Below are 25,916 nucleotides of genomic sequence, written 5' to 3'. Positions count from 1 at the left end.
CGTCAGAATAAACCCGGAATTTCAATACCGCCGGTCAATTCGGTCATCTTCTGCTGCGCGGCGCATTTCGCATTGTCCAAAGCGGCATTCACCGCCGCGGTCGTCAAATCTTCCAGCAATACCAAATCCTTCATCGCGTCGGCGGCAATCACGACCCGCTTCACCCGCAAATCCCCGCTCACCACCACCTGAACCCGGTCGCCGCCGGAACTGCCGGCATATTCCGCTTCCGCCAGTTCAGCCTTCAGGTTCTTCATATTGCCTTGAATCTCTTTGGCCTTTTTCATCACATTCATCATTTCAGCCAAATTACCAAACATCTTTTTCTCTACCTTTCAATCAATCCTGCCATTTATACTCAACCATGAATATCCACAATCTCACCGCCGAAAAGATCCAGCACGTCCTTGATCACCGGCCGATCGCGCATTTCATTGACGATTTCCACTTCTCCCAGGACACTGCGCATCCCGGACGCCTCTTCTTCCACCGGTTCCGGCGCGGCAGCCGCCGGTGCGGCCAACTCCACCTCCGGCTCCGCCGCATCTTCTGCCGCCTCATCCGGTTCTTCAATCACCCGCAAATCGGCAGCTTCCAACGGATGCTCCGCCGCCACCGCCAAAGCCGCCGGCTCCTGCTCCGGCAGCCGCCGGGCGACCGCAACATTTTCCAACTCATATTTGAACTCCAGAAGCGCCGCCCAATCGCCGGTAATCTCCTGCCAGAGCGCCTGCAGTTTGGCTGACTCCGGCGCCGGGTCGACCGCCGGCCGCCCCAAATCCACCGTCAGAATTTTATCGACCACCTGGATCATTTTACCACCCCGCAGGCTTTCCAGCAATTCCGGCGGCACTTTGCCCTCCAGCGCCCCCAGCAACTGCTGCCATTGGGCAACCGTCTGCCGGCGCGAATCGCCGGGAGGTTCCGGCACGTTGACCGCAGCCGGCGGTTCTTCCGGCTCCGGCACGGCAACCGCAGCCGGAGCTTCGCCGCTCACCGACGGCGCCGCAACAACCGGTTCCGCCGCCGGCACCGCATGCGAAGCGACCGGCAACGGCTGCGCCGCCAATGAAGGGACCCGGTCGACAAACTGCAATTCGCCGGCCTGACGCAACTGGTTCAAACGCTGCAGGACATCTTCCAGCTTCACCGCATGCGCTTCGCGCATCGCTTTCAGGATGATGCTCTCCAGAAAAATCTGCTTGTTCAGCGCATCGTGCAGAATCCGGCCGACCGGCGCCAGCGTCTCCAGCAAAATCCGGACGATCTGCGGCTTGGCCAGTTGACCGAGCTGCCGGTAACGCTGCACGGTTTCGGCATCGGTCTCCAGAATTTCCTCCGGATTGCGCAAAATATAACCCAATTCAATTCCGCGCAGCACATTCAGAATATCATCGAACAAAGTCTCGAGATTACGGCCGCGGCTGGCCAACTGGTGAATCCGGGAAACCGCCGCCGCCCGATCATTGGTCAACATCGCCTGAAGCAAAGCATCCAATTCCGCCGCCGCAGTCAGGCCGAACAGCGAAAGAATCTGCATTTCGTCGATCTCCCTGTCCCCCTCGCTGAAAAAGGCGATCATCTGGTCCAGCAGCGACTGGGCGTCGCGCATGCCGCCGTCCGCCGCCCGGGCGATCGCCTCCAAGGCGCCGTTGGAAACCTTCACCTGTTCGGCCCGGGCGATTTTCACCAGGCGCTCCAGGATCAGCCGGGTCGGAATCGGCTGCAGATCGAAGCGCTGGCAGCGCGACACGATGGTCGGCAGCACCATATGCGCTTCAGTAGTGGCAAAAATGAATTTGACATGCGACGGCGGCTCTTCCACCGTCTTGAGCAAAGCGTTCCAGGCGTGTTTGCTGAGCATGTGCACTTCGTCGATGATGTAGATCTTGTAACGGCCGGCCACCGGCATGTGCATGACCTCTTCACTCAAGTCACGCATATTTTCCGCCGAATTGCGGCTGGCGGCGTCCACTTCGATGACATCGATGCTGCTGTCATCGGCAATCGCCAGGCAGGAAGGACACCGGCAGCACGGCTCGCCGTCTTCCGGGTGTTCGCAATTCAACGCCTTGGCAAAAATGCGGGCGGTGGTAGTTTTGCCGACCCCGCGCGGACCGACGAACAGATACGCATGCGCGGTCCGCTGCTGACGGATCGCATTTTTCAACGTCCGGACGACATGTTCCTGGCCGACGACATCGGCAAATTTCTGCGGCCGCCACTTCCGGGCAATTACCTGATATTCGCTCATGGGGTAAGCCGTAATTCCTGTCTGGTCATTTTATAGTTTAAGGTCGGCGAAGGCGTCGCCGAGACTGCCGAGCGCTTCTCCGGCTTTCGGACGCGGAGCATGGTTCTGATTCGATTCGGTCCGCTCCTGGGGACCGTTGAGCACCTTGCGCTGAATGTCGAAAATTTTCTGCAAACCGCTTTCCGCCAAATCCAGCAACTGATAGAACTGCTGACGGGAAAACGGCTGTTTTTCCGCCGTCCCCTGAATTTCAACGAAACGGCCGGATTCGGTCATCACCACATTCATATCCACTTCCGCCCGGGAATCCTCTTCGTAACACAAGTCGAGAATCGGTTCGCCGTTGACGATGCCGACGCTGACCGCCGCGATGCTTTCCTTCAACGGATTGGCGGAGAAATTGCGCTTGGCAAATCCGGTCCGCATCGCCAACTGCAAGGCCATCGCGGCGCCGGTGATGCCGGCGCAACGCGTTCCGCCGTCGGCATCGACGACATCACAGTCGATATACAACGTATTGCATCCCAGCACATCCAAATCGATCACCGAACGCAGGCTGCGGCCGATCAGCCGCTGGATTTCCATCGTCCGGCCGCTCTGCTTGCCGCTGGAAGCCTCCCGTTTGGCCCGGTCGTGGGTAGAGGCCGGCAGCATGCCGTACTCGCAGGTGAGCCAGCCGCCCGGCACATGCTGCGCTTTCATCCAGGCCGGCACTTTCGGTTCACAACTGACGGAACAAATCAATTTGGTCCGGCCCATTTCGATCATCACCGATGCCAAAGGATGCGCCAGATAATCCTTGTTCACCCTGATCCAGCGCAATTGTTCCGCTGTCCGCCCATCAATCCGTTTCATAAAATTCTACCCGTCTTTGGTGTGCCGCGGCCATCCACGCCAGTTGGAACAACCGCCTGAAATGAAAAAGTCGTCGGACCAGAAGACCTGCAGCACCTGCATTGTTGCGTAGAGCTGCTTGGTTCCCCACCTGACTCGGTTGGCACAAATGACAGCGCACAGGGTCCGATCCGACGACAAAATTAAATCAACTTCATCCGCCTTGCCTTTTTACCATACACTACTTTGTGAAATATGCAAGGAAAAGTCCCAATTCCCGGCGAAGATTTTTCCGCTCCACCACCAGATCGATCAATCCCTTCTCCAGCAGAAACTCCGCCGTCTGGAAACCATCCGGCAATTTGGAGTTGGTAGTTTCCTGGATGACCCGCGGACCGGCGAAGCCCACCATCGCATCCGGCTCCGAAATAATCACGTCGCCGAGCGAAGCGAAACTGGCGGTAACCCCGCCATAGGTCGGATTGGTGATCAGCACGATGTAAGGCAGTTTGGCCTCCGCATGGCGGGCCAGCGCCGCACAGGTCTTCGGCATCTGCATCAAACTCAGAATTCCCTCCTGCATCCGGGCGCCGCCGGAAGCGGTCACCAGCACCGCCGGCACCTTGCGCACCGTCGCCTGTTCGATCAAGCGGGTGATCTTCTCGCCGACAACCGATCCCATGCTCGCACCCATAAAGCGGAAGTCCATGACCCCCAGCGCATAGGGAATATGCTCCAGACTGGCGAACCCGCAGATGACCGCTTCGTTCAGGCCGGTTTTCTGCTCGCTCTCCCGCAACCGTTCGACATAAGCGCGGGCATCGACAAAACCGAGCGGATCAAGGGAACGCATGCCGGCTTCCAGCTCGACAAAACTGTTCTCATCGGTCAGCATCGCAATCCGCCGCACCGCATTCATCGGGAAATGATAGGCGCAATGCGGACAGACGCTGAAGTTTTCTTCCAGTTGATCGTTGTACAGCGTACGGCCGCAACGTTTGCATTTCAGCCAGGCGCCATCCGGAATTTCCATCTTTCTGGAGCTGGATTTGACTGTCGTATAAGTTTTTGAACTGCCGAATATCGCCATCGTTTCTGCCTCGCAACCTTCGTTATTATTTCCGGATTCCCGGCGGTGGAATCAGTTGTATCGGATATCGAAAATTTCCTAATATAATTCAAACATCGCTATTTTACAACCGCCGAATCCGCATTTTCGACTGCCGCTGACGCCGTACTTTTCCGATTGATGTTCAGCCAGCGGCGATGCGCCCACATCCATTGTTCAGGGTCCTGCCGGACCATCTCTTCAAAAGCGCTGGTATACTGCTGCGCGATCACCCGGACATCATGCTCGCGATCTCCGGTCGGCTGATATTCAATCATCTTGCCGACCACCAGTTCGAACTCGAAATTGTCACCGCAGCGCCGCGTCAACTGCGGCAGGATCGGAATACCGGTCTTCAAATGCAGCAGCGCCGGCGAAGTGTGCGTCCGGCACGGCTGGCCGAAAAAAACCGTTTCCACCCCTTCGCCACGGGAAGCATGCTGGTCGACCAGCAACGCCACCGTCCGGTGCGCTTTCAAGGCCCGAAGCACCGGCCGGATACCGCCCGACTTGTCGACCAGTTCGTGAATCTTGCTGCGTCGGCCGTGCAGAATCAGTTCACCAATCAACGGATTGCCGAACGGCCGCATCAGCGAAGTCATCGGCAAGCCGGTGAAAGCGGCAAAAGCGGTACCGGCAACCTCCCAGTTGCCGTAATGGCCGGTCGTGATGATGACATTCTGCCGCTGTTCCACCGGTCCGGCGGTCAAGCGCCGAATCGATTCGGGGTCGCCGACCATCCGGATTTTATCGACGGAAAATAACTGATCCATTTTGACAATTTCGGCAAACAGCATGCCGAAATTCTTGTAGACCCGCTTCGCCATCCGCCGGGCCGAGCGTTCATCGGGCGCCACGCCGGCATGCATCAGGTGCTGAACAGTCCGCACCCGGTGCTTCCTGTCGAAATAAAACATCACGCCGAAGATGCCGCGAATCAGCCGGTAGGCAACCTTGAGCGGCAACAGATGGACGAATTGATACAGAAGCCAGACCGGTATATATTCCACCCAGATGCGAAAGGCGCTTTTCTGCCGTTTGGCAGTCGCCATATTTTTTTCAGCCATAACAATCCTTACTGTTTTTCAATCCTTTATGACGGTGATGTCCGCGCCAAGACGCTGGAAATCCGCGACGAAATCCGGATAAGTGACCGCCGCGGCCTCCGCCTCATCGATAACGCTCTCCCCGTCCGCCGCCAGCGCGGCAACCGCCAGGGCCATGACGATGCGGTGGTCGCCATAGCTCTTCAACGCCGCTCCGGTCAGTTTGCCGCCGCGAATGATCATTCCGTCCGGCAGTTCCTCGACCTCGCCGCCCATTTTTTTCAGCTCGGCGCACATACAGCAAATCCGGTCGGTCTCCTTAAGACGCGCCTGCGGGACATTGACCAGCCGGGTTTCTCCCGGCGTCAATGCCGCCGTCACCGCCAGCAGCGGCAACGCATCCGGAGTCGCATTCAAATCCAGCGTCAACGCGTTCAACGGCCGGCCCGCCGTCACCCGGGTGACCTTCTCCCGGCGTTCGACCTTCGCTCCCATCGCTTCAAACATGTCGAAAACCGCTTTATCCCCCTGGACATCCTGAAAATCCAGATTCAGAATGTCGACGCCGTCGCCGACCAATGCCGCCGCGCCGAGCGGAAAAGCCGCCGTCGAAAAATCGGCCGGGATGGTGACATCGAACGCACCGATCTTCTGATTGCCCGGCAACTCGTAATGCATCCGGTCGGCGGAAGCGCGATCCCGCACACCGAGCCGGTCCAGCCATTTCAGGGTGATTTCAACATACGGCCGCTCATTGAGCAGCGTCAAGTCCAACGCCGTCGGAGCGAGCGCCAGCGGAGCGGCAAACAACAGCGCGCTTAAAAATTGCGAACTGACCGCCTCCACCGAGGCCCGGCCACCCCGCAACGGGCCCCTTACCCGCAACGGACACCGCCCGTCATCGCTCTCGACTGCGACGCCCAATTCAGCCAGCGCGGCCAGCAGCGGCCCCATCGGCCGGCTGCGCAGTGAAGCGTCGCCGTCGAACGCCACCGGAAAGGACTGGGTCGCCGCCAAAGCCGACAGCAAACGCAGTCCGGTACCGGAATTCTCCATATCGATCGTCCGTTGCGGCGGCGTAAAACGCCCGCCGCAACCGGTGATGCGCCAGAGTCCATCGGCGCGGCGGACCACGGCGCCCAACTGCCCGGCGGCGCGCAATGTCGCCAGCGTGTCGGCCGAAACCAGCGGAGCGCGGATGATCGATTCGCCTTCCGCCATCAGGGCGGCGGCAATCGCCCGGATGGTATGGGATTTGGACCCCGGCACCGCAATCGCGCCGGCCAGGCGGGATTTCTTCACATGAATCTTCATGGGAAGCACATTACAGTTTTACGGTATTCTGAATGCCGAAACGGTGGCAGTCCAGCAGGTATTGCATCGCCTCTTCGGCCGTATCGACCACTTCGAAAAATTTCAGGTCCTCCTGGTCGATCATTTTTTCGCGCAGCAGGCTTTTCTCGATCCAACTGATGCCGTCGTGCCAGAAATCCCGGCCGACGACGACGATCGGCACCGGATTGACTTTATTGGTCTGCACCAGCGTCACCGATTCGAAAAATTCATCCAGCGTGCCGAATCCGCCGGGAAAGATCACCGCTCCCATCGAATATTTGAGAAAACAGACCTTCCGGATGAAAAAATACCGGAAAAACAGACTGTCGGTCTGATACTGGTTCGGCTGCTGCTCCTTCGGCAGTTCGATATTCAGGCCGATCGACACTCCTTTGGCTTCAAAGGCGCCTTTGTTGGCGGCTTCCATGATGCCGCCGCCGCCGCCGGTGATGACGCCGTAACCATTCTTCACCAGCAGGCTCCCTAATTTTTCCGCTTCCTGATAAGCGGTCGCATCGGCGCCGATCCGGGCCGAACCGAACACGGTGATCATCGGACCGCGCTCGGCCATCGCCTCGAACGCATCGACGAATTCGGCCATGATCCGAAAGATCCGCCAGGTGTCCTGCTGCTGGAAATTAACGTCGCTGAAGCAGTTGCAACGCCCTGCCCCGGACGAAGTATTGTGCAAAGCCATATTCCACCCCGCAAAATTAGCGTTTCATCATGATAGACATTTTGGAAATATACTGTCTTTCGACAGATAATCAACTTTTTTCCTCAACGATTGGTAAAATATTATTTTTCAATGTATATTATCCGGAATCAATAACGGACGGATGCGCAGATGGCAAAACTACGATACAATTACGGCGGCAAACAGCCGGGTCCGGCGTCGGATTCCCAAGCCGGGTCGAAGCGGCGGCTGTTCCTCTTTGTGCTTCTCCTGATCATCGCGGCACTGGCCGTTTACCTGCTGAAGCGCAATTCCGGCGAAGAAACGCCGCCGAAAGTCGCCACCAATCCCGCCGCGGAGACGGGGACCGTTGAAGCGCCGCCGGCCGGAGAAACACCGGACTCCGAGCCGGAACAGCCGATGCCGGGACCGCCGGCCATACCGCCGGAAGTCGCCGCAGAATTGGCCGCCGTCCGGTCGTTGCTGGAACAGGGCGAATACGTCCAGGTGCGGGAGAAAATCACTGCATTATTGCAGGACAGGCGGATTACCGAAGCGGATCCGGCCTGGCGGGAGTGTGTCGAACTGCTGAGTGCGGCCAACACGAAAATTCTTTTTACCGACGTGCCTTTCCCGGCGAAGAAAGCGGTTTATATCGTCGAACCCAACGACAGTCTGGACAAAATCGCCCGGCAATTCCAAACCACCATCGAAGCCATCCAGATTGCCAACAAACTGGACTTGAACAGTTCGCACATCCGCATCGGCCAGAAATTCAGAATCTACCAGGGCGCCTGGCGGCTGCTGGTCAGCAAATCGAAAAGCCTGCTCTATGTCTACGACGGCGACGAGCTGTTCAAAATTTACGACATCGGCGTCGGCCGCCAGAACCGCACTCCGACCGGTGATTTTCGGGTGACGGCCAAAATCAAGGAACCGCCCTGGTATGCGCCGGACGGCCGCGTCATCCCGTTCGGCGATCCGGAAAATATTCTCGGCACCCGCTGGCTGGATTTGAAGCCGACCGGCGAAACCGATGCGACGCTGACCGGGTACGGCATTCACGGCACCTGGGAAAAAGATTCGGAAATTACCAAGCCGTTGAGCAACGGCTGTATCAGGATGCGCAACCAGGATGTCGAAGAACTGTTCAACATCCTGCCGCATCAGGTACCGGTAAAAATAGAAGAGTAAATAGACTGCAAGGAACTTGGGGAAAGCATCATATGGCGGAATTTCACCTGGAATTCGAAAAACCGATCATCGAAATCAAAAAGCAGATTCAAGGACTGATCGAGCTGAGCAGTTCGAATCCGGATATCGATATTGCCGATACGATCAGCGCCCTGGAGCGTAAACTGGACTCCACGCTGAAAGAGATCTACAGCAAACTCACTGCGTGGCAGCGCGTCCAGCTCGCCCGCCACCCGGAACGGCCCTATACGCTGGATTACATCAATCTGATGTGCAGTGATTTCGTCGAACTGCACGGTGACCGCCGTTTCAGCGACGACAAAGCGGTCGTCGGCGGTTTCGCCAGACTCGACGGCCGGAAAGTGATGGTGATCGGCACCCAGAAAGGGCGCGACATGAAATCCAACGTCATGCGCAATTTCGGCTGGCCCCATCCGGAAGGTTACCGCAAAGCGACCCGGCTGATGAAAATGGCCGAACTGGCCCAGGTGCCGATCATCACCTTCATCGACACTCCCGGGGCCTTTCCGGGCATCGCCTCCGAGGAGCGCCATATCGGTGAAGCGATTGCGGTAAGCATGCGCGACATGTTCACGTTGACCGTTCCGGTCATCGCCGTGATCATCGGCGAAGGAGGTTCCGGCGGCGCGATCGGCATCGGCGTCGGCAATCGCATTTTGATTCTGGAAAATGCCTATTATTCGGTCATCACGCCGGAAGGCTGTGCCGCCATCCTGTGGAAAGACCGCCGCTTTGCGCCGCAGGCGGCCGAAGCGCTGAATCTGACGGCCCAGAAGCTGCTGGAACTCGGCATCGCCGATGCAATCGTTCCGGAGCCGCTCGGCGGCGCGCACTGCGACAGCGACAAGATGGCCGGTACGCTGAAGGAGGCGTTGATCCGTCAATTGGACGAACTGGGCACCTGCAGCGCCGATGAACTGCGCAATCAGCGTTATGAAAAATTCCGGGCGATGGGGCGTTTCGCCGAACCGGAAGCCGAAACAGACGAACCCGAAACGAATGAGGCCGCCGATGAGCAACTCGACAGCGCTGACTGTCCGGCCGGCAACTGAAGCGGACGTCAAAGCGATCTTCGCATTGCTGGAACTCTATGCAGCCAAAAAAATCGTCCTGCAGCGCAGTGAAGCGGATATCCGCTATTATTTGGCCAATTTTTCGGTGGCGGAACGGGAGGGCGAACTGGTCGGCTGCGTCGCGATGCGCGACTTCGGCAACGATTTGCTGGAAATCCGTTCGCTGGTGGTCGCGCCGGAGCTGCAGAATACCGGCGTCGGCCGTGCCCTGGTGGAATACTGCATTCGAAAACTGCGGAATAGCCGCCAGCGCTTCCGCCTGTTCGCGCTGACGCTGAAAGCGGACTTTTTCGTCCGTCTCGGTTTCCGGGTCGTCGGCAAAGAGCTGTTTCCGGAAAAAATCTGGAGCGACTGCCTGAATTGTCCCAAAAAAGAGTGCTGCGACGAACTGGCGGTGATGCTGAAAAGCGACGACTGAACCATGCAGCGCATCATCGAGTGCACCATCCGAACGGCCGATGCCGGAAAACCGCTGGCGGAATTTCTGGCCGGCCGTTTCACTTACCACTCCCCGACGCGTTGGCTGGAGCTGATTGCCGCCGGTCAACTGCACGTCAACGGACAGCCGGCGGCCGCCGGTTGCCTCCTGCAAGCCGGCGACCGGCTGGCTTATTTGCCCGGCGAGTTGCCGGAACCGCCGGTGGACCCGAGCTACCGGATCGCTTACGAAGACGATTGGCTGCTGGCGATCGACAAATCCGGCGACCTGCCGTGCCACCCGGCCGGGCCATTTTTCAAACATACCTTATGGTATCTGCTGAAAGAGCGTTACGGTGACATTTACCCGGTAAACCGGCTGGACCGCGAAACCAGCGGCCTGCTGCTGGCGGCCAAAAACGCCGCCGCCGCCGCCCAATTGTCCCGGCAGCTGCCGCAGATGCGGAAGCGCTATCTGGCGCTGGTGTTCGGCCGTTTCCCGGAACGGCTGGAGGCGACCGGTTTCCTGGGCCATGATCCAGCCAGCCCCATCCGCAAAAAGCAACGCTTTTATGCCGAACCGCCGGCCGGCGGCGGCAAATATCAACCGGCCGCCACCCTTTTTACCGCGCTGCGGCACGGCGCGGAAGTTTCACTGATCCAAGCGGAACCCCGTACCGGCCGGCTGCATCAAATCCGGGCAAGCTGCCAGTCGCTCGGCTATCCGCTGCTCGGCGACAAACTTTACGGTCCGGATGAACGCTTTTACCTGAAAATCAAAGGCGATCAATTGACCCCAAACGATTACGAACGTTTGAAAATGTCCCGCCAGGCGCTGCATGCCGCCGCGCTGTCCTTTTTCCATCCGCACACCGGCTGTCGCCTGGACCTGGCCGCCCCCCCGCCGGCCGATTTCACCGAGGCAATGCGGCGTTACTGCTGACCGGCATCAGGATTTCGACGGCGGCACGCCGAAGATCTTTTTGAACACCTTGGAAAAATAGAACTGGTTGCCGAAGTTCAGCCGCTCCGCCGTCTCCTTGACGCTCAACTGTTCATAATGGAGCAGTTGGTAGCCCTGCTCCATCAACTCCCGGCGCACATATTCCCCCGGCGAAAGGCCAAGTTCCCGCTTGAACAACATGTTGACCTGCTGCGGCGACAGCCGGAAGTGCCGGGCCAGTTCTTCCCGGCCCGGGTGCGACAACAAATTTTCATGCAGGAATTGCAGCATCGCTTTGAACCGTTCCGTCCGCTGCGGCACTGCAATGCGGCGCTCGACCAGGCACAGCCAGATTTCCTTGACCACACAGCACAGCAGCTCCCGGGAATAACGGCCGTAACGCCGTTTCAGCCGGCTGGCCCGCAAAAACAGCGAACCGATCTCCTCCTCCCGCTCAAAAGCGGTCAACCTGGCCGGCAATTCCGTCAAACCGTAATCGCCATTCAACCAGGAGCCGCCCGGCATCAACTCCAAATGGATGCAACTGAAAAAGGCTTCCTCCCTGCCGGACAACAACTCATACGTATGCAACTCGCCCGGCAGGATGGTCAATACCTGATTCTCCCGCTGAATGACTTCTTCCTGCGTTTCATGGTTGCGGAAGCGAAAACGGCCGCGGCGGACCAGAATGAGTTCGAAATCATTCAGCCGCCGCCGGCTCCATACCGGCAGCATGCCGGCCAATGACTGATAATTGATGAAATTGACCTGCGGCTGCACTTCACAACTGGAATAATCGTGTGACATCTTACAATTGTATATGAAAAAGTGATAATTGCATATTCCGATTCCCGGCAACTTGTCGTATAATATTGTATCATGCAACAATAAAAATCCAATCGAGGGAATGATGGAAATTCAACCTTTTCTGCCCCCCTGGCCCGGCACGATGACCGGCCGGGAACGTTTCCGCCGCCAGATGCACTTCCAGCACGTCGACCGCTGCTTCAACATGGAGTTCGGCTACTGGGACGAAAATTTCACCCAGTGGCCGTTGTTCCGTGACCACGGCATCACCAATAATGACGAAGCGGACCTCTTCTTCAGTTTCGACGTCATCCAGCAGATCGGCGGCAACGTCTGGCTCTCGCCGCCGTTCGAAGCCCAAGTCCTCGAAGAACGCGACAACGTCCGCATCGTCATCAATGCGGACGGACTGCTCGCCGAGGTGCCGCTGGACGGCCACGACACCATCCCGCATTACTTGAAATCGTCGATCGTCACGCCGGATGACTGGAAACGCTGTAAAGAGGAACGTTTCCGGCGCGATGATCCTTCCCGCCGGCCGGACATCGCCGCATTGAAAGCGCGGCATCCGGCCGATCGCCAATACCCGCTCGGCGTCAACACCGGTTCGATGATCGGCAAAATCCGCGACCTGCTGACCTTCGAAGGACTGGCTTATACGATGTACGATTATCCGGAAATGCTGGAGGACATGGTGGAAACCTGCTGCGTGCTGGTCGAGGATTTTCTCGATGCGGTGCTGCCGCATTTTCAATTCGACTACGCCGCCGGCTGGGAAGACATCTGCTTCAAGAACGGCCCGATCGTCACCGTCGATTTTTTCCGTTCGGTGGTCATGCCGCGTTATCAGCGGATTCATGCCAAGCTGCAGCAGTACGGCATCGACGTCTGGTATACCGACTGCGACGGCGACGTCCGGCCGATTCTGCCTTACTTCCTCGAAGGCGGCATCAACGCGCTCTTTCCGTTTGAAGTGCAGGGCTGCTCGCATCCGGGCGAATTGCTGGATCAGTATCCGGGCGAATTGCGCATCTTCGGCGGCGTCGACAAGCTGCAGCTCTCCGCCGGCCGGCAAGCAATCCGGCAATACCTTGAAACACTGGTGCCCTATGTGGAACGCGGCGGCTACATCCCGTTCTGCGACCATCGCTGCCCGCCGAACGTTTCTCCGGACGATTACCTCTATTACCTCGACTTGAAACAGAAGATGTTCGGCTTGAATTCGCCGCTTTACCGACACTGAGCCATTCCGGTCGGCCGCTCTCCGCCGATTCGGCAGAGAGCGGCCGGCAATCTTTTTTTCAACCGCTCAATTGAAATAAGTGCTGTAACGCTCCATCGCATCCATCAAAGCGCCGACATTTTCCAGCGGCATGCCCGGATAAAGCCCGAAAATCATCATCAAGCCGCCCCGGCGACTGCCGAGCGTTTCCACTTCATGGCGGATCAGTTCATCCACTTCCCGCGGTGTGCCGAAACGCGTCACGCCCTGCCGGTCGATATCCAGTTCGATACAGACCCGGCCGCGCAACCGGCCGGCAATCCAATCGATACCATTGACCTGATCCTGTAAATTGAGAATTTCAACGCCGCTGTCGATCAGATCGTCGACCAATTCATGCAAGTCGCCGTCGGAGTGCATATGGATCATGCAGCCGGCTTCGCGACACATCGTCATCATCCGCCGATAAACCGGTTTGATGTACTGCCGGAACAGCGCCGGACTGAGCATCGGCCCATGCTGCATCCCCAGGTCCTCGGCCAGGGCGACCAGTTCGGGACGCAATGCCAGCATTTTAGCCAGCACGCGGCAATTGAAATCCTCGACCATGCCGAGCACCTTCAAAATATTCGGTTCCGCCTCCATCAGGTCGCACAGCGTGTCTTCATAACCGCGGATATCCAGCAGCCGCAGGAAAGTATGGCCGTGCGGCAGTCCGACGGCGGCCACTTCGCCGCGCTGCCGGCACCCTTCCAGCTCGTCCCGCAATCGATCCCAGTCCAGCGGATAAGTGCCGTCGCACACGTCCGGATCCGGCTGATGAAAATCCGCCAGATTCCGCCAATCGGCCAGCGGATGGCTGCGCACCACGCCGATGATGCCGTCGGTGTCGGTCTCCCAGACGCACCCCCACGGATCGGTGTAAGGCGCCGCGGCGCGGGCATTCAAGGCATATTCCGGTTGAAACGGCAGAGCGGGCCGCCGGAAATTCGGGAAAAGCCGCGGATGCGCTTCCTGCAAATCGAACAGCGCCGCCGGTTCATAAAACCGGTAGCAGGCCGGATTGATCGCGAAGGTCATCGGAATATAATCCGGTTCTTCCCAATGTACCGCACGACGGTAATTCTCATAACTGTTCATAATGCCTCAACGATTCCTTGTTTTTCCGGAGGCCGCCACCGCTGGACTGCCTGCGGTTAGTTGTTATTTTTCCGGTCCAACACCCCGGATTTCAGTATCAGTTCAAAAACGCGCTTGACATTGCGTTCCAGTTCGGCGCGCGTCAAATCGCCGTGTTCCAGCGCCAACAGCAGACTGTCGGGCAGGCCGCTCGGCATTTTGACATCATTGCCGGCTTTCGCTTCCAGAAAATGGACACTGTTGTTGCCCCAGTCGGTCATCACCAGTCCCTCAAAGCCCCATTCACCCCGCAGGATGTCGGTCAGCAGTTCGCCGCTCTCGGCCGTTTCGACGCCGTTGGCCAGATTGTAGGACGACATCACGCACCACGGCGCCGCCTCCTTGATCGCGATTTCAAATCCTTTGAGATAAATTTCGCGCAACGCCCGCTCGGAAACCCGGCTGTCGCTGAGACTGCGATTCCCTTCCTTGTTGTTCAGGACAAAATGCTTGAGCGTAACGCCGACCCCATTGTCCTGAGTCCCTCTGGTCAATCCGGCCGCTATTTTGCCACTGACCAGCGGATCTTCAGAATAATATTCAAAATTCCGGCCGCACATCGGGTTGCGGTGAATGTTCATGCCGGGCGCCAGCCAGATATCCACGCCGTTGAGTTTCGCTTCCTCAGCTACCGCCGCGCCAAGCTGTCCGGCCAGGGCGGGATCCCAGGTCGAAGCCAACAACGTCGAACAGGGCCAGGCGGTCGTCGGTTCGCTCAAGCGGACGCCGGCCGGTCCATCAAAGGTTTCGACCCCGGGGCTGCCGAACTCCTCCAGCACGCCGATCCGGCCGGTCGCGCCGCCCTTGGTAGACAAAAATCCGCTGGACAACACCGCCAACTCGGCGTCAGAAAGCTGGTCGATAAATTGATCCAGCAACGCCGGTTCGGCCGCCACGTCCGCCAACATCAGCCGTTCGGCGGACTCAGGACGGACCCGACGTTTTTCCCGCGCCTGTCTCATATGTACGTGCTGCTCGTACTGCTTTTGCTGCGCGCGGTCGACTGCGGCGAATAACTCCGCACTCTCCGCCTCCGGAGCAACCAGGAAATAATCGACATTGCCGAAAACACCTTTCGGGGCGATTTTCAACTGCACTTCACCGGCCGGCAATTCAACGATTACCGGCTTCAGATCGACAAAATTATACCACTCTCCCCGTTCAAAACCTTTACCGGTCTGCGGCACGCCGACTTGGACGCCGGCCGGTTGTCCGTTGACATACAACTCCATCAAATCGTCGATCTCCTCCCGGCCGTTGGACATCCGGAAACGCAACGCGTATTTGCCCGGTTCCTCCACCCGGAGCCGGTAGGCCGCCCAACTGCCGCCGTCCATGACTGCCGTACATTTTCCCAGCCCGGCGGCTTCCTGAAACCTTTCCACCGCAATGCTGCCGCCGGACGCAGCAAAATCTTCCGCTTCAATTCTGGTCACCCGGCCCGGTTCGACCTCATGCTCGCGTTGACCAGCCGGCGTATCCGCCCCGGCAGTCCAATCGCTGAGTTTCTCGTAAGTCCCGTCAGCCAGCAACCGGCGCGGCAACTGCTTCGGCACCATATGCGCCGCCGCTTTTTCAGTCACCGTCAAGACATCGACCGGATAAACCGCCGCCGGCTCCGGCAGCAGGTTCCGCACCGAATTGCCGATCAACAGCCGGTATTCGCCGGGCTCAAGCACCCAGCAGGAGCGTTTCCCGGTTTTGCCGGTATCGTCGTAGGCCGCCATCGCCGCGACGGGCAGACGCAGCGAAACCGTCTCCGAAGCCCCCGGCTCCAATCGTTCCGTTTTGGCAAACGCGCCCAATTCTTTGGCCGGCCGGCCCAATTTTCCCTGCGGCGCACTGTAATAAAGCTGGACTACCTCCCGGCCGGCGGCCTTGCCGGTGTTGGTCACTTCGGCGGTCACTTCAATGACCCCGTCCCGAATGGCGCTCTGCACATCCGAAATCGCAAAAGTCGTATAAGAAAGCCCGAAGCCGAACGGAAAATTCACCCGTTCGCCGGCCGGGTCGAACGTCTCGAAATAACGGTAGCCGACAAAGATATCCTCCTCGTACAACACATAGGCATCCGATTCGAAAAAGTGGCGGCTCGACGGATAATCGTCAAAAGACTTCGCCCAACTGTCGGTCAATTTACCGGAAGGATTGACCTCGCCGGTCAGCACATCCGCCACCGCCAGTCCGCCCTCCATTCCCGGCTGCCAGGCGACCAGCAGCGCATCGACCGGATAGCGTTCCAGCCAGGCGGTATCGACGATGCCGCCGACATTCAAAACGACGATCACCCGCTCGAAACCGGCGTCTGTCACCATTTTCAGCATCTGCTCTTCAGCTTCGCTCAGGCAATAATCTCCGGCCCCCGGAGAACGGTCGCTCCCCTCGCCGGAATTGCGGCTGATCACCATAACCGCCCGGTCGGCCGCCCGGCGGGCATCCGCCACCAGCGCCGGCGTCAACGTCAATTGCGGATTCTGACGATAGGCCGCCGCCAGCCCGCCGGCCAGCGAAATCATCCCGGCTTCCTGCTTGGCTTCCAGCCCCTGCAGCAGGTTGACGACATGGTCGACGGTCACATCTCCCGACCCCCAGCCGCCTTTGATAAATTCAATCTGACCGGGACCGAATACGGCGACCTTCGCCCCGTTCGGCAACGGCAATGCCGCCCGGTCATTTTTCAACAGCACCATGCCGTCGGCGGCAATCCGGCGCGACAATTCGGCATTGCCCGGCAACGGCTTCGCCTGTGCGTCCAAACCATGCACCAAAGCCAAAGCCGTCAACACCATCCCGGCCAGCCGGCTCCAACGTCTCCTCTTTTCCGCACCATTCATCTTCAGCTCCTTTTTCTGCGCCATTGATTTTTGCTCCCGGCGAGACGGAACCGGCCGGAAGCAAACGCCTCAAATTTTAACCACCAAAGATAAATAACACGCCGAAAAGCTTTTGTCAATCCACTTTTTCCAGAATTATTGCCCCGTACGGTTCCAATTCAATCTCCCCGGCATAGACTTGATCGTCATTGATATTACGCCATTTACCATCGACGGTCAGGGCGGCCGGATGGCGGCGGTCGGAGTTAAGCAACAGCTTATAGCGGCCGAAATCGCGGTGAAACACCTTCCCGGTCTGCTGCAGCGGCGACGTCGGATTCGACAAATCCAACCGGAAGTAACGTTGCGCCAGCGGCATCAGATGCTCCTGCTCGTAGAGGTAATTCCAGGCGCTCCACAGCATATCGAACAATCTGGCATAAACGTAACTGAACGTACAATTGTATTCGATCGCCTCGAATTCGTCGGTCGAATAGTATTCGCGGGTATCGCGGTTATAGCTGAACTGCAGGTAATTCAAGATGGACGGCACCTTGCCGTGCCGGTACGCTTCGGCCGCCAGACGGCCTTTGTATTCCAGCGTTTCCCAATCGGTGAAGATCACCGTCTCCTCGGCCATCGATGTGTCGCAGAAGCTCCAGTGAGCCGGATTGTTGTTGTTGTTCTGCATGACGATATTGTCTTTACCGCACGCTTTGACCGCCGCATAGACCGCTTTCAGCAGTTCCATATACATCGCGTGGTTGTCTTTGCCGGGCTGGTGGCTATGGACGCCGAATTTATCGCCGAAGCATTCCGGCAGGTTCGAGCAGTTGTCGATGAAAATGCCGTTGACCTGACCGTCCCCGGTAAACAATTCACGCATCTGGGCCGCCGCCCGCTCGTGCAGCGACAATTGATGCATACAGGTCGAATACAGCTCCAGATTGTGTGCCTGCCCCCAACCGGAAATGCGTTTTTCACCCTTTTCATCGATATTGATCCATTCCGGATGTTCGAGCAGATGATAACCGGCCGGGTAATCGTCCGACTCCTTCGGATAAATTTCCATCCAGTTGTAATACAGGGTGCAGGGCATTCCCGCTTCGCGCAACGCCTGCCGCACTGCCTTGTCGCCGACCGCATGGGTGAAAAACAACGTATTGAACCAATATTCTTTACGCTGTTCCGGCGTCAGGTAACGCAGATCCGGCAAATTCACGGAAGTCACCGCCGGGCAATTGCTGTATTTGTCACCGTGCCGCAGCCATTCCGGCGCCGGTTGGCCGTACTCGATGAGTTCGAACGGACAGCCGGCCTCCACCCCCAGCGCCGCCGGGCAGCCGGCGGCCTGGGCCTGTTGATACAACGCCTCCAGTTGCGCCAGACTGTCGACCGCCGTCAACAAAAAGGAGATGTTCATGCCGTCGCCGGGACCGAGCAACTGTTCGCGCGGCGAGGCGTGCAGCATCGCATTGGACTGGATATAATCGGCATGGGTCCGGCACAACGACATGTTGCACTGGGCGACGATCGCCCACTGCCAATTGCCGTTGCCCGGCCAGGCCGCCCAGCCGTAGACGTCGAAATCGCCTTCGACCGCCGGCAGATAAGCCGCGTTGCTGGAAGCTTTGCCGCGCCAGATGCCGTCAATTTCATCCCGGGTGGCGTATTCGGTCGCCTCCTCCTCCCAGCCCCAATTCCACAATTCACAGCGCAACGCCGCCGAACGGTTGATCAAGTCCGCTTCCACCTGAATGCCCGGCAACTGCCGGTCGACAGTCAACTTCAATTGAAATTCCCGCTGCAATTCAACCGGATAACACAATTTCACCTCGATACGGTCGCCGGTTTCAACGATTTCCGGCTCCTTCTGTGAAGCGGCCGGCTGCGGCCAGTAGACCCCCCAGTCCAGATAATTGGAAGTGTATGCCTGCAGCACCCGGCGGCCGGCCGGCGTCGTGAACGTCAACCGCGCGCGGTCAAGACCGACCTCCACCCGATCGGCGCCATGATACAACGTCAATGAATCCTTATCGCGAACCACTTTCAGCATCGGCTCCTCCTTGCTGTTGTTTGATGTTTCGGCAGCCGCCGCAGCCGGCCGGCCGGAAGGTTCCACTGCCAGAACAACGGTTTCACCGGCTTTCAGCGTCAAATTGACGCGGCGCGTTCCGGACAACTCGCGTTCCTCCGGATAAATCTGCCGGAAACGGTCGCCGTCGACCAGGCCAAGTTCCGACAACGCCGGGCGCAGCGTCGTTTTCACCGCCGAACGGCCGGGATTGTGGACGGTAAAATAGATTTTTCCGGCGCCGGAAACGCCATAGCGTTCCACCCGGACCCCCTGGTCGGCCTCCAGGCGGGTCACCGGCTGCCAGGACGCTTCGTAGAGTGCATCCAGCACCGGAATCATCGGCCGCAGAATGTCGACCGTCACGTTGCGGCCCGGATAAATTCCCCAGAACAGATGATATTCGATCCCCGGCTTCGGTTGCGGATCATAGGGCAGATAGGTAATCGGCCGTTTCGGACCGGCGATCGTCCGCAGAAATTCCGGGTCGGAAACCATCGTGCCTTCAATGCCGAAAATATCCAGATAGGGCGAAGCGAAGGTCATCGGACCGAAGGCATTGGCCATCACCACCATATTCCGCGGCCGGCAGCGTTCGGTCAACGCTTTCAGCCACTCCAGCGAACCGAAACCGCGCTGCACCATCGGCTGCTTGGTCTCCGGGTCGAACGCCAGCGGCAAAGCGGCATAACGGAAGTTCTCCCGGCGGTAATCCGGCGGCACATCCATGAAGCAGTCCAAGCCGAAGCCCCGCGGCGCGCGGCGCTGTTCGGCGGCAAACTCCGCCATCATCGGTTCCAGCATCGTTTCGAATGCCGCCATCCCGCGGCCGTCCGGAATGGCCGGATTCAAATTGCACGGCACCATGGCGCCGAAACCGCTGTCGCCGATCCAGGCGACCCGGTTGCCGAGTCCCAGCACCAGCTCGCCATTTTTGTCCTGCATGCCGCTGGCCAGCGTCGCCTTCATCAACGAGTGCAGAAATGCCCGCCGGTCGGCCGATTTGGCATGCGGATTGCAGTTGTAGGCAGTGGAATAGTGCAACGGCAGAAATTTCCGCCATTCCGTCTCGTCGTTTTCGCTGAGCCGCTTCAAGCGGGCCATCGTCTCTTCGGTGGTCGGCGATTGATAATCCCCCATGCTGAACTGGAAGAATTCCGGTTCGATATAAATCAGATTCAGAATATCGTGGTCGGCGTTCCAGTTCCATTCTTCCGCCGACAACTCATCCGCCCCCCAGACAAACCGATAACCGCCAGCGACGATCTCCTCCGGCGTCTGGCCGGACTGGCGGCGATGCCACGGCACTTCCCAGCCGCCGCCGCACTGCACCCGGTCGACGAAATATTCCGGATACAATTGATAATACCGTTCTGCCGCCGAACGCATCCCCCAAGCGGCGTCAGTCGGGTAGACGACCGCCTCGAAATTACCGACCTTCAACGACTCGCCATGCACCGTTTCAATATCGGTCAGCGCCAGGTCGAAAGCGACGTACAACACCTTCAAAGCCGGATTGAATCCCAGCCGATAGGTACAGGGTTTGCCCAGATCGACACCGATCCCCAGCGCCAGGTCGGCCCCGGAGTCCGCCAGCGCGGTAAACGGATAGCCGGTCAGTTTCACTTCATAGTGCGGCAGCGACCGGAATTCCCGGAACGGTTCGGCGCTGCGGCTCAAGCTCTGAAAAAATTCATAAGACCCGCTGTCGACCGGCAAAGTCACATAAACCGTCACCGCCCGGTCCGCCGCCTCCAGCGTTTCCACCGCGCCGCGAATGATCAGCGATTCTCCCCTGGTCAGGTATTCCGCCTCCAGCGACAGTTTCAATTCCGGCAAAACCGCAGCCTGCCGGATAACGCCATCCTGAGCGGTAATTTCGCCGCCGGCCATCACCGGCACGCCGTTCTGCGCCGCATCCCGCAGCAAAATGCCGGAAACGCCATTCTCCCGCCGGCCGAGCGTGCCGGCCGGTTCGGTCAACCGGACGATGCCGCCACGGTCGCCCAGCGCCAGCCGGAGCCCCTCTCCGGCGGTAGCGAGTTCTCCGACCGCCCTGCCGGCTTCGCCTTTCAAAATCGCCGGATCGAAGCTGACGCCGTCAAACACCACTTTGGACAAATCCTCCCCGACCAGCCGGAGATTGCGGAATTCGAACTGGTATTCGTGCGGATAGGAATAGGGCATCTCATACAAATAAATATCCAGCCCGCGCACTTTGCCGCGCTCCGCCGTGGAAAGATCCAGTTCCAGGGGTTGCCAGTCGCCGGCGGCAATTTTCGGCTTTCCGAACGACTGCTGTACCGCCGGGTTGCCGGCCAGATTCTCATGCCGCAAGTTTTCATCGTACAAGCAGAAATTGATCTCCTTGCCGTTGGCGGCAATATCCGGATTGCCGCTGGTCAGCTTCACCTCTCCCACCAGCTTGTGATAGCGCCGCCAGTCTTCCGGCTGCTTCAGCGCCAGATTCAGATGCGGGAAACTTTCACTGCCGCCATCCGGCTGCGCTTTCACCACCAATGTCCGGTCCGGCGCTGCAGTCACCTCAATCGGCATATTGTCGCCGGCCACGCCGGTCCAATGCTGCAACGCCCCCTGCAATGACCGCTCGTTGCCGGCGGCAAACCCGGCAGTCACCAGGACGGTTAAAATCAAGAAAGCAACCAGGAGTTTTCTCATCATCGATCCTTTCACCATAAAATAAAATTATATTTATATGCAACTATTCTGCACAACACAAAGCAACTCAATCAGTGCGAATAAATTCCAACTCTGTTCGCCGGCTACTCCCGGCGATTGTTCTTCTGGCGCTCCCTAATTCAGAGCGAATTGCGGACCACCAGATAGGATTTCACCACTTCACTGCCGACTACCGTTTCTCCGGCCAGCGAGGACAAAAGGCGGCCGGCCAGCTTCACGGCCAGCTCGATATTGCCGTGGCTGATGCTGGTCAATTCCGGCTCGCACGCCCAGCATAAATCCGGATTGTCGCCATAGCCGACCACCGACAACTCCTCCGGCACGCTGACCCCGCGGCGCCGCACGACATGAATGACCGCCACCGCCCATTCGTCGTTGGAGGTGATGATCGCATCGGCATTCCGGCCGATCAGCAACTGCCGGTCGATTTGTTCGGCAATATGCTCCGGGCGGGAACCATCCAGCCCGATCATGCCAGCCGATTCGGCCACCCAGCACAATTGCGGGTCGTAAGGCAGTCCGCAGGATTCCAAACCGCGCCGGTACCCCTGCAAACGGCCGATCATCGACGGCCGGTAGTCATCGTTCAACGCCAGCGCGATCCGGCGCCGGCCGCGGGCCACCAATTCACGGACTGCCTCGGTCACCCCGGCAGCGTAATCCACCTCCACGGCGGTGAAATCCTCCACATCGGCCGGACATTGCAGAAAAATGACATTGTTATATTCACTGAGCACCTGACAGACGGAAGGCTGGCCTTTCGGCGGGACGTACTCTTCGAACAAATCCAGCGCAATTGTTCCGGCAAATCCGAAGGTCATGATGGTCCGGAGCGTCTCCACGATATTTTTCACTTCGGAATCTAACCGGGAAATCATAATATGGTAACCGGCCCGGGACAGTTCCGTCTCGATCAACGGAATCATATTGACCAGTTGATGGGAAAAGACCACCGGTGAAACGACGTTGATCAACCTGCTCTGGCCGGAACGCAGCTGTCGGGCGACCGGATTCACCCGGTAATTGTGCTGCCGGGCAATCTCAAGCACCCGGTTTCTGGTCTGCTGCGGAATGCGCGCTTTCAACGGCGAATTATTCAATACCAGCGAAATGACACTCTGCGAGACATTCGCCAGCTTGGCCAATTCTTTCTGGGTAATTTGTTTACTTCCTATCACTTCCTGCCATCGCTCCTGCTAATACGTATTTACAATATTAAGTTATACTATATTCCGGGCAAAAAGTCAATAGCTGTCCTGAAAAATTCCCGATTTTTTATCAAAAAATGTTCTTTTATCCGCTCAAGCCGATTCCGAATGCCGGCGGCGGCAGGCGATCAAATCGGCGATGGAAGTCATCTTCAGGCCGAGCCGTTGCTTCAGCAGTTCCAAATCCGGCAACCTGGCCATCGAGCCGTCCGGATTGAGAATTTCACAGAGCACCCCCACCGGCGGCAAACCGGCCAGCGTCGCCAGTTCGACGACCCCCTCGGTATGACCGTCGCGCTCCAACACGCCGCCGGGCCTGGCAATCAACGGAAAAACATGACCCGGCGAGTAAAAATCTTCCAGCGTACTGGCCGGATCACTCAATGCTTTGATCGTTCTTGCCCGGTCGAAAGCGGAGATGCCGGTGGTATTGCCGGCGATCACATCGACACTCTGGGTAAACGCCGTATTGAAAAGATCGTGCTTCGATACCGGCTCAACCAAATTCAACCTGGCCGCCCAGGCAGCCGCCATCGGCACACAGAGCAGGCCGCGGCCGTGGGTAATCAGGCAATTGACCGCTTCCGGCGTCGCATGACAACCGGCAACGATCAAATCCCCTTCGTTTTCGCGCCCGGCATCATCGGTCAAAATCACCACTTCGCCACCGCCGAACGCCGCAATCACCGCTTCCAATGGATCAAAACACATTTCCGCACCTCGAACTTTACCTCAACCCAAACCTTGAAAACCAACGTATTCAGGGCCAAGTCGGCAAATTCATAAAAACGGTGCGGCGACCCCGGAAGCCTTCCGCGTGCTTCCATCGTCGCCATTCCGATGATCTTCTTCCATCCAGACTTTACTGTCGGTACCGGACTTTCACCGGTTCGGCCCGGAAAAACTCCGGGTTCGCGGACTGTCACCGCCGGTCGGGAATTGCACCCGGCCCTGAAGACACCATGTTTCCAGTATAGCACGCCGACGCCGGACTGTCAACCGCACCGGATACTTTTCCGGCAATTATTCGGCGGTTCCCGGCTTCGGCAGCGTCCAGGCAAACAGCGAATTGGCCACCGCCATCACTGCGGCGAAGCTGAACAGCACGCCGACGCCGTAACGCTGCCAGATCCAGCCGCCCAGCGGAGCGGACAGTATCGAAATCAAATGGTTGATCGAAATCCCGGTCGACAATGTCGACGTGAGTTCATCCTGGCTGCCGGCAATTTCCCGCACGTACAGATTGGTCGCCAGCGACGTCGTACTGATCACCGCATCGAAGATGAAGTTGACGCACACCACCCAGAAGGCCACTTCGGCACGGAAGAGCTCGCCGGCATAGCCGTAAGCCAAACAGACGAAAAACAAAATGACCGTATCGTAAATCATCACATTGCGGTAGCCGATCCGGTCGGTCAGCCGGCCGATCAACGGACTGCCGAAGATATTGATCGCCGCACAGATGCCCAGCAGCAGCGCCATATCGGCGGTCGTCAAGTGATAATTGATGATCAGCACATACGGAGCGAAAGTCAGGAAAATCTGTTTGCGGGCGCCGTAGAACAGTTCCAGCATGTAAAATTTTTTGAATTTCCAATTGAAATAGAGCCGGGGCCGGTGCGACGGATAATTGGGGGCGTTTCTGGTGAAGGTACAGATCAAACTGATCAGCATCAAAACAAAAATCATTCCCCAGACGATGTTGTACAGCTCCGCCCGTTCCCAATGCAGCCAATGCACGCCAATCCAGAAGATCAACGCCACCAGGATGCTGCCGGCGACGGTGCCGCCGTTCATCGCCCCGGTGACGAATCCGAGCGACTGGCCGGCTTTGCCGGGCGCCGCCACCTGCATGGCAATCGAACTGCGTACCGGCATGACCAGATGTTCGCCGGTGCTCCAGATCATGATCAGCAGGGTCACGACCACTTTGTCGACCGGAATCAGCAGCGCGCTGATGCCGACCATCGAAATCAGCGTGCCGATCCGCATGATTCGCCAGTCGCTGATCCGGTGCATGAACGCCAGCAATATCACCAGCAGCAGACCGGGAATTTCCCGAAAAAATTCGATCAGGCCGCGCTGAAATTCATCGACCGAATGGATTTCCACCAGATAATTGTTCAAGGTCGCGGCAAAGCAGCCGATGCCGATTCCCCAGATCAGGATACTGACAAAAAAAGCCAAAGCGCCGGAGCGCGGCAGAAAAATAGCTTGAAAACGAGTCTGCAATCCCATCGCCATCCCTTTCCATTCTTCCCGACAGTCAATCCGCTTAATATACCGGCCCGGCAATCGAAAAGCAAATCAGGCCGGCCAGGTTCCGGCAGCTTGCCGTTTCGGCGTCTGCCATCGAATTGCCACCGAATTTCAATATTGTGATTTCCGATCCTGAAAATCTTACACAATATTAAAAATTCTTCATTTGTCAACCCCGGAATCCATATTATATTTATTGAAGAATGCCGCAAGAAAAGTTTCAAAGAGGAGACAGATGATGAAAACCCTGGTAATCCAGCGTCACGCCCGCGCCGAAAAAAGCGCCCGTTCGGACTTCGACCGCAAACTGACCGACGGCGGCAAAGACGAAGCCGCCATCGTCGCCAATTTGCTGCACGCCAGATCGCTGCACCCGGACCTGATCCTCGCCAGCCCGGCCAAGCGGGCGAAAAAGACGGCAAAAATCGTCGCCAAGACTTTTCAATTTAACAAGGAATTGATCGTCCGGGAAGCCGCGATCTACAACGGCAGCGGCAACGACCTGCTGATGCTGCTCCAAACACTGCCGGCCAGCGCCGAAACCGTGTTTCTCGTCGGCCACAATCCGGCGCTGCTTGATCTGATCAATTTTCTGAGCTGCCAGCCGGTCGAATGCCTGCGGCCGGCCGAAGCGGTCATCCTGCAGTTCGAGTTGATCAACTGGAAAGACATCGCCGCTTCCGCCTGCCGGGAAACATTGAAGATCGCCTTGCCGGACCAGCGTTGAAAGCGTCGAAACCGCCGGCAACGAAA

The 25,916-nt window shown here is 58.0% G+C and carries 19 protein-coding genes, 1 other RNA gene, 1 pseudogene and 1 riboswitch; of the genes and pseudogenes, 6 read left to right on the top strand and 15 right to left on the bottom strand.

Annotated elements, in window-relative coordinates:
- Window positions 1-2: 2 nt before the first annotated feature.
- From HWX74_RS17180 to HWX74_RS17145, 8 genes and pseudogenes are all read right to left on the bottom strand, one after another.
- On the bottom strand, window positions 3-320 hold the full coding sequence (locus HWX74_RS17180) for a YbaB/EbfC family nucleoid-associated protein (RefSeq protein WP_176014815.1): 318 nt from the start codon (window positions 318-320) through the stop codon (window positions 3-5).
- 38 nt (window positions 321-358) lie between these two features.
- Window positions 359-2,254, bottom strand: coding sequence for a DNA polymerase III subunit gamma/tau (dnaX, locus tag HWX74_RS20075; protein WP_217705001.1), 1,896 nt, complete (start codon window positions 2,252-2,254; stop codon window positions 359-361).
- Window positions 2,255-2,392: 138 nt separating this feature from the next.
- Window positions 2,393-3,109 (bottom strand): annotated as a pseudogene (gene rph / locus HWX74_RS17170) (ribonuclease PH); the annotation flags it as partial.
- A 73-nt stretch (window positions 3,110-3,182) separates the two neighbouring features.
- Window positions 3,183-3,280, bottom strand: an RNA gene (ffs, locus tag HWX74_RS17165) — signal recognition particle sRNA small type.
- A gap of 49 nt (window positions 3,281-3,329) precedes the next feature.
- A complete protein-coding gene (accD, locus tag HWX74_RS17160; protein WP_176014813.1) occupies window positions 3,330-4,178 on the bottom strand; it encodes an acetyl-CoA carboxylase, carboxyltransferase subunit beta in 849 nt (282 codons plus the stop codon).
- Between the two features lie 98 nt (window positions 4,179-4,276).
- A complete protein-coding gene (locus HWX74_RS17155; protein WP_176014812.1) occupies window positions 4,277-5,263 on the bottom strand; it encodes a lysophospholipid acyltransferase family protein in 987 nt (328 codons plus the stop codon).
- Between the two features lie 18 nt (window positions 5,264-5,281).
- The gene (gene aroA / locus HWX74_RS17150) at window positions 5,282-6,544 is read right to left on the bottom strand and encodes a 3-phosphoshikimate 1-carboxyvinyltransferase (RefSeq protein ID WP_176014811.1); all 1,263 of its coding nucleotides are present in this window, start codon (window positions 6,542-6,544) and stop codon (window positions 5,282-5,284) included.
- Between the two features lie 22 nt (window positions 6,545-6,566).
- Window positions 6,567-7,274 carry a TIGR00730 family Rossman fold protein gene (locus tag HWX74_RS17145; protein WP_176014810.1) on the bottom strand — a complete coding sequence of 236 codons (708 nt, stop codon included), beginning with the start codon at window positions 7,272-7,274 and terminating at the stop codon, window positions 6,567-6,569.
- Between the two features lie 150 nt (window positions 7,275-7,424).
- Between HWX74_RS17145 and HWX74_RS20070 the strand changes: the two genes are divergently transcribed.
- The 4 genes from HWX74_RS20070 to HWX74_RS17120 are packed head-to-tail and all read left to right on the top strand — an operon-like array spanning window position 7,425 to window position 10,901.
- Window positions 7,425-8,447: a L,D-transpeptidase family protein gene (locus HWX74_RS20070; protein WP_217705000.1), complete on the top strand. Its 1,023-nt coding sequence runs from the start codon at window positions 7,425-7,427 to the stop codon at window positions 8,445-8,447.
- A 32-nt stretch (window positions 8,448-8,479) separates the two neighbouring features.
- Window positions 8,480-9,520, top strand: coding sequence for an acetyl-CoA carboxylase carboxyltransferase subunit alpha (locus HWX74_RS17130; RefSeq protein ID WP_176014809.1), 1,041 nt, complete (start codon window positions 8,480-8,482; stop codon window positions 9,518-9,520).
- Window positions 9,480-9,959 carry a GNAT family N-acetyltransferase gene (locus tag HWX74_RS17125; RefSeq protein WP_176014808.1) on the top strand — a complete coding sequence of 160 codons (480 nt, stop codon included), beginning with the start codon at window positions 9,480-9,482 and terminating at the stop codon, window positions 9,957-9,959. Before HWX74_RS17130 ends, HWX74_RS17125 begins: the two co-directional genes overlap by 41 nt.
- Before the next feature lie 3 nt (window positions 9,960-9,962).
- The gene (locus tag HWX74_RS17120) at window positions 9,963-10,901 is read left to right on the top strand and encodes a pseudouridine synthase (protein WP_176014807.1); all 939 of its coding nucleotides are present in this window, start codon (window positions 9,963-9,965) and stop codon (window positions 10,899-10,901) included.
- Window positions 10,902-10,907: 6 nt separating this feature from the next.
- Here the strand turns inward: HWX74_RS17120 and HWX74_RS17115 are convergent, their stop codons facing one another.
- Window positions 10,908-11,708, bottom strand: a complete 801-nt coding sequence (locus HWX74_RS17115) for an AraC family transcriptional regulator (RefSeq protein WP_176014806.1) — start codon at window positions 11,706-11,708, stop codon at window positions 10,908-10,910.
- A 103-nt stretch (window positions 11,709-11,811) separates the two neighbouring features.
- On the opposite strand from HWX74_RS17115, the gene HWX74_RS17110 reads away from it, so the two are divergent.
- Window positions 11,812-12,951 carry a uroporphyrinogen decarboxylase family protein gene (locus tag HWX74_RS17110; RefSeq protein ID WP_176014805.1) on the top strand — a complete coding sequence of 380 codons (1,140 nt, stop codon included), beginning with the start codon at window positions 11,812-11,814 and terminating at the stop codon, window positions 12,949-12,951.
- A 66-nt stretch (window positions 12,952-13,017) separates the two neighbouring features.
- Here HWX74_RS17110 and HWX74_RS17105 read toward each other — a convergent pair whose 3' ends face one another.
- The 6 genes from HWX74_RS17105 to HWX74_RS17080 form a co-directional block, all read right to left on the bottom strand.
- Window positions 13,018-14,070 carry a uroporphyrinogen decarboxylase family protein gene (locus HWX74_RS17105; protein ID WP_176014804.1) on the bottom strand — a complete coding sequence of 351 codons (1,053 nt, stop codon included), beginning with the start codon at window positions 14,068-14,070 and terminating at the stop codon, window positions 13,018-13,020.
- A 56-nt stretch (window positions 14,071-14,126) separates the two neighbouring features.
- A complete protein-coding gene (locus HWX74_RS17100) occupies window positions 14,127-16,967 on the bottom strand; it encodes a glycoside hydrolase family 3 C-terminal domain-containing protein (protein WP_176014803.1) in 2,841 nt (946 codons plus the stop codon).
- A 91-nt stretch (window positions 16,968-17,058) separates the two neighbouring features.
- Window positions 17,059-21,678 (bottom strand): hypothetical protein, encoded by a 4,620-nt coding sequence (locus HWX74_RS17095; RefSeq protein WP_176014802.1) that lies wholly within the window; start codon window positions 21,676-21,678, stop codon window positions 17,059-17,061.
- Between the two features lie 137 nt (window positions 21,679-21,815).
- Window positions 21,816-22,874, bottom strand: a complete 1,059-nt coding sequence (locus HWX74_RS17090; protein ID WP_176014801.1) for a LacI family DNA-binding transcriptional regulator — start codon at window positions 22,872-22,874, stop codon at window positions 21,816-21,818.
- Between the two features lie 123 nt (window positions 22,875-22,997).
- A complete protein-coding gene (gene ribB, locus HWX74_RS17085) occupies window positions 22,998-23,615 on the bottom strand; it encodes a 3,4-dihydroxy-2-butanone-4-phosphate synthase (RefSeq protein WP_176014800.1) in 618 nt (205 codons plus the stop codon).
- Between the two features lie 128 nt (window positions 23,616-23,743).
- A riboswitch (FMN riboswitch) is annotated at window positions 23,744-23,867 on the bottom strand.
- Window positions 23,868-23,927: 60 nt separating this feature from the next.
- A complete protein-coding gene (locus HWX74_RS17080) occupies window positions 23,928-25,142 on the bottom strand; it encodes an MFS transporter (RefSeq protein WP_176014799.1) in 1,215 nt (404 codons plus the stop codon).
- A 256-nt stretch (window positions 25,143-25,398) separates the two neighbouring features.
- On the opposite strand from HWX74_RS17080, the gene HWX74_RS17075 reads away from it, so the two are divergent.
- A complete protein-coding gene (locus HWX74_RS17075; protein WP_176014798.1) occupies window positions 25,399-25,890 on the top strand; it encodes a histidine phosphatase family protein in 492 nt (163 codons plus the stop codon).
- Window positions 25,891-25,916 lie beyond the last annotated feature (26 nt).

The sequence above is a fragment of the Victivallis sp. Marseille-Q1083 genome (assembly GCF_903645315.1).
GTDB lineage: Bacteria > Verrucomicrobiota > Lentisphaeria > Victivallales > Victivallaceae > UMGS1518.
Note: the sequence above shows the minus strand (reverse complement) of the source record. Positions and strands in the feature narration are given on the sequence as shown.

Coding starts and splice junctions, on each gene's coding strand:
- HWX74_RS17180 (WP_176014815.1), bottom strand. CDS start 320: ATGTTTGGTAATTTGGCTGAAATGATGAATGTGATGAAAAAGGCCAAA.
- dnaX (WP_217705001.1), bottom strand. CDS start 2,254: ATGAGCGAATATCAGGTAATTGCCCGGAAGTGGCGGCCGCAGAAATTT.
- accD (WP_176014813.1), bottom strand. CDS start 4,178: ATGGCGATATTCGGCAGTTCAAAAACTTATACGACAGTCAAATCCAGC.
- HWX74_RS17155 (WP_176014812.1), bottom strand. CDS start 5,263: ATGGCTGAAAAAAATATGGCGACTGCCAAACGGCAGAAAAGCGCCTTT.
- HWX74_RS17145 (WP_176014810.1), bottom strand. CDS start 7,274: ATGGCTTTGCACAATACTTCGTCCGGGGCAGGGCGTTGCAACTGCTTC.
- HWX74_RS20070 (WP_217705000.1), top strand. CDS start 7,425: ATGGCAAAACTACGATACAATTACGGCGGCAAACAGCCGGGTCCGGCG.
- HWX74_RS17130 (WP_176014809.1), top strand. CDS start 8,480: ATGGCGGAATTTCACCTGGAATTCGAAAAACCGATCATCGAAATCAAA.
- HWX74_RS17125 (WP_176014808.1), top strand. CDS start 9,480: ATGAGCAACTCGACAGCGCTGACTGTCCGGCCGGCAACTGAAGCGGAC.
- HWX74_RS17120 (WP_176014807.1), top strand. CDS start 9,963: ATGCAGCGCATCATCGAGTGCACCATCCGAACGGCCGATGCCGGAAAA.
- HWX74_RS17115 (WP_176014806.1), bottom strand. CDS start 11,708: ATGTCACACGATTATTCCAGTTGTGAAGTGCAGCCGCAGGTCAATTTC.
- HWX74_RS17110 (WP_176014805.1), top strand. CDS start 11,812: ATGGAAATTCAACCTTTTCTGCCCCCCTGGCCCGGCACGATGACCGGC.
- HWX74_RS17105 (WP_176014804.1), bottom strand. CDS start 14,070: ATGAACAGTTATGAGAATTACCGTCGTGCGGTACATTGGGAAGAACCG.
- HWX74_RS17100 (WP_176014803.1), bottom strand. CDS start 16,967: ATGGCGCAGAAAAAGGAGCTGAAGATGAATGGTGCGGAAAAGAGGAGA.
- HWX74_RS17095 (WP_176014802.1), bottom strand. CDS start 21,678: ATGATGAGAAAACTCCTGGTTGCTTTCTTGATTTTAACCGTCCTGGTG.
- ribB (WP_176014800.1), bottom strand. CDS start 23,615: ATGTGTTTTGATCCATTGGAAGCGGTGATTGCGGCGTTCGGCGGTGGC.
- HWX74_RS17080 (WP_176014799.1), bottom strand. CDS start 25,142: ATGGGATTGCAGACTCGTTTTCAAGCTATTTTTCTGCCGCGCTCCGGC.
- HWX74_RS17075 (WP_176014798.1), top strand. CDS start 25,399: ATGATGAAAACCCTGGTAATCCAGCGTCACGCCCGCGCCGAAAAAAGC.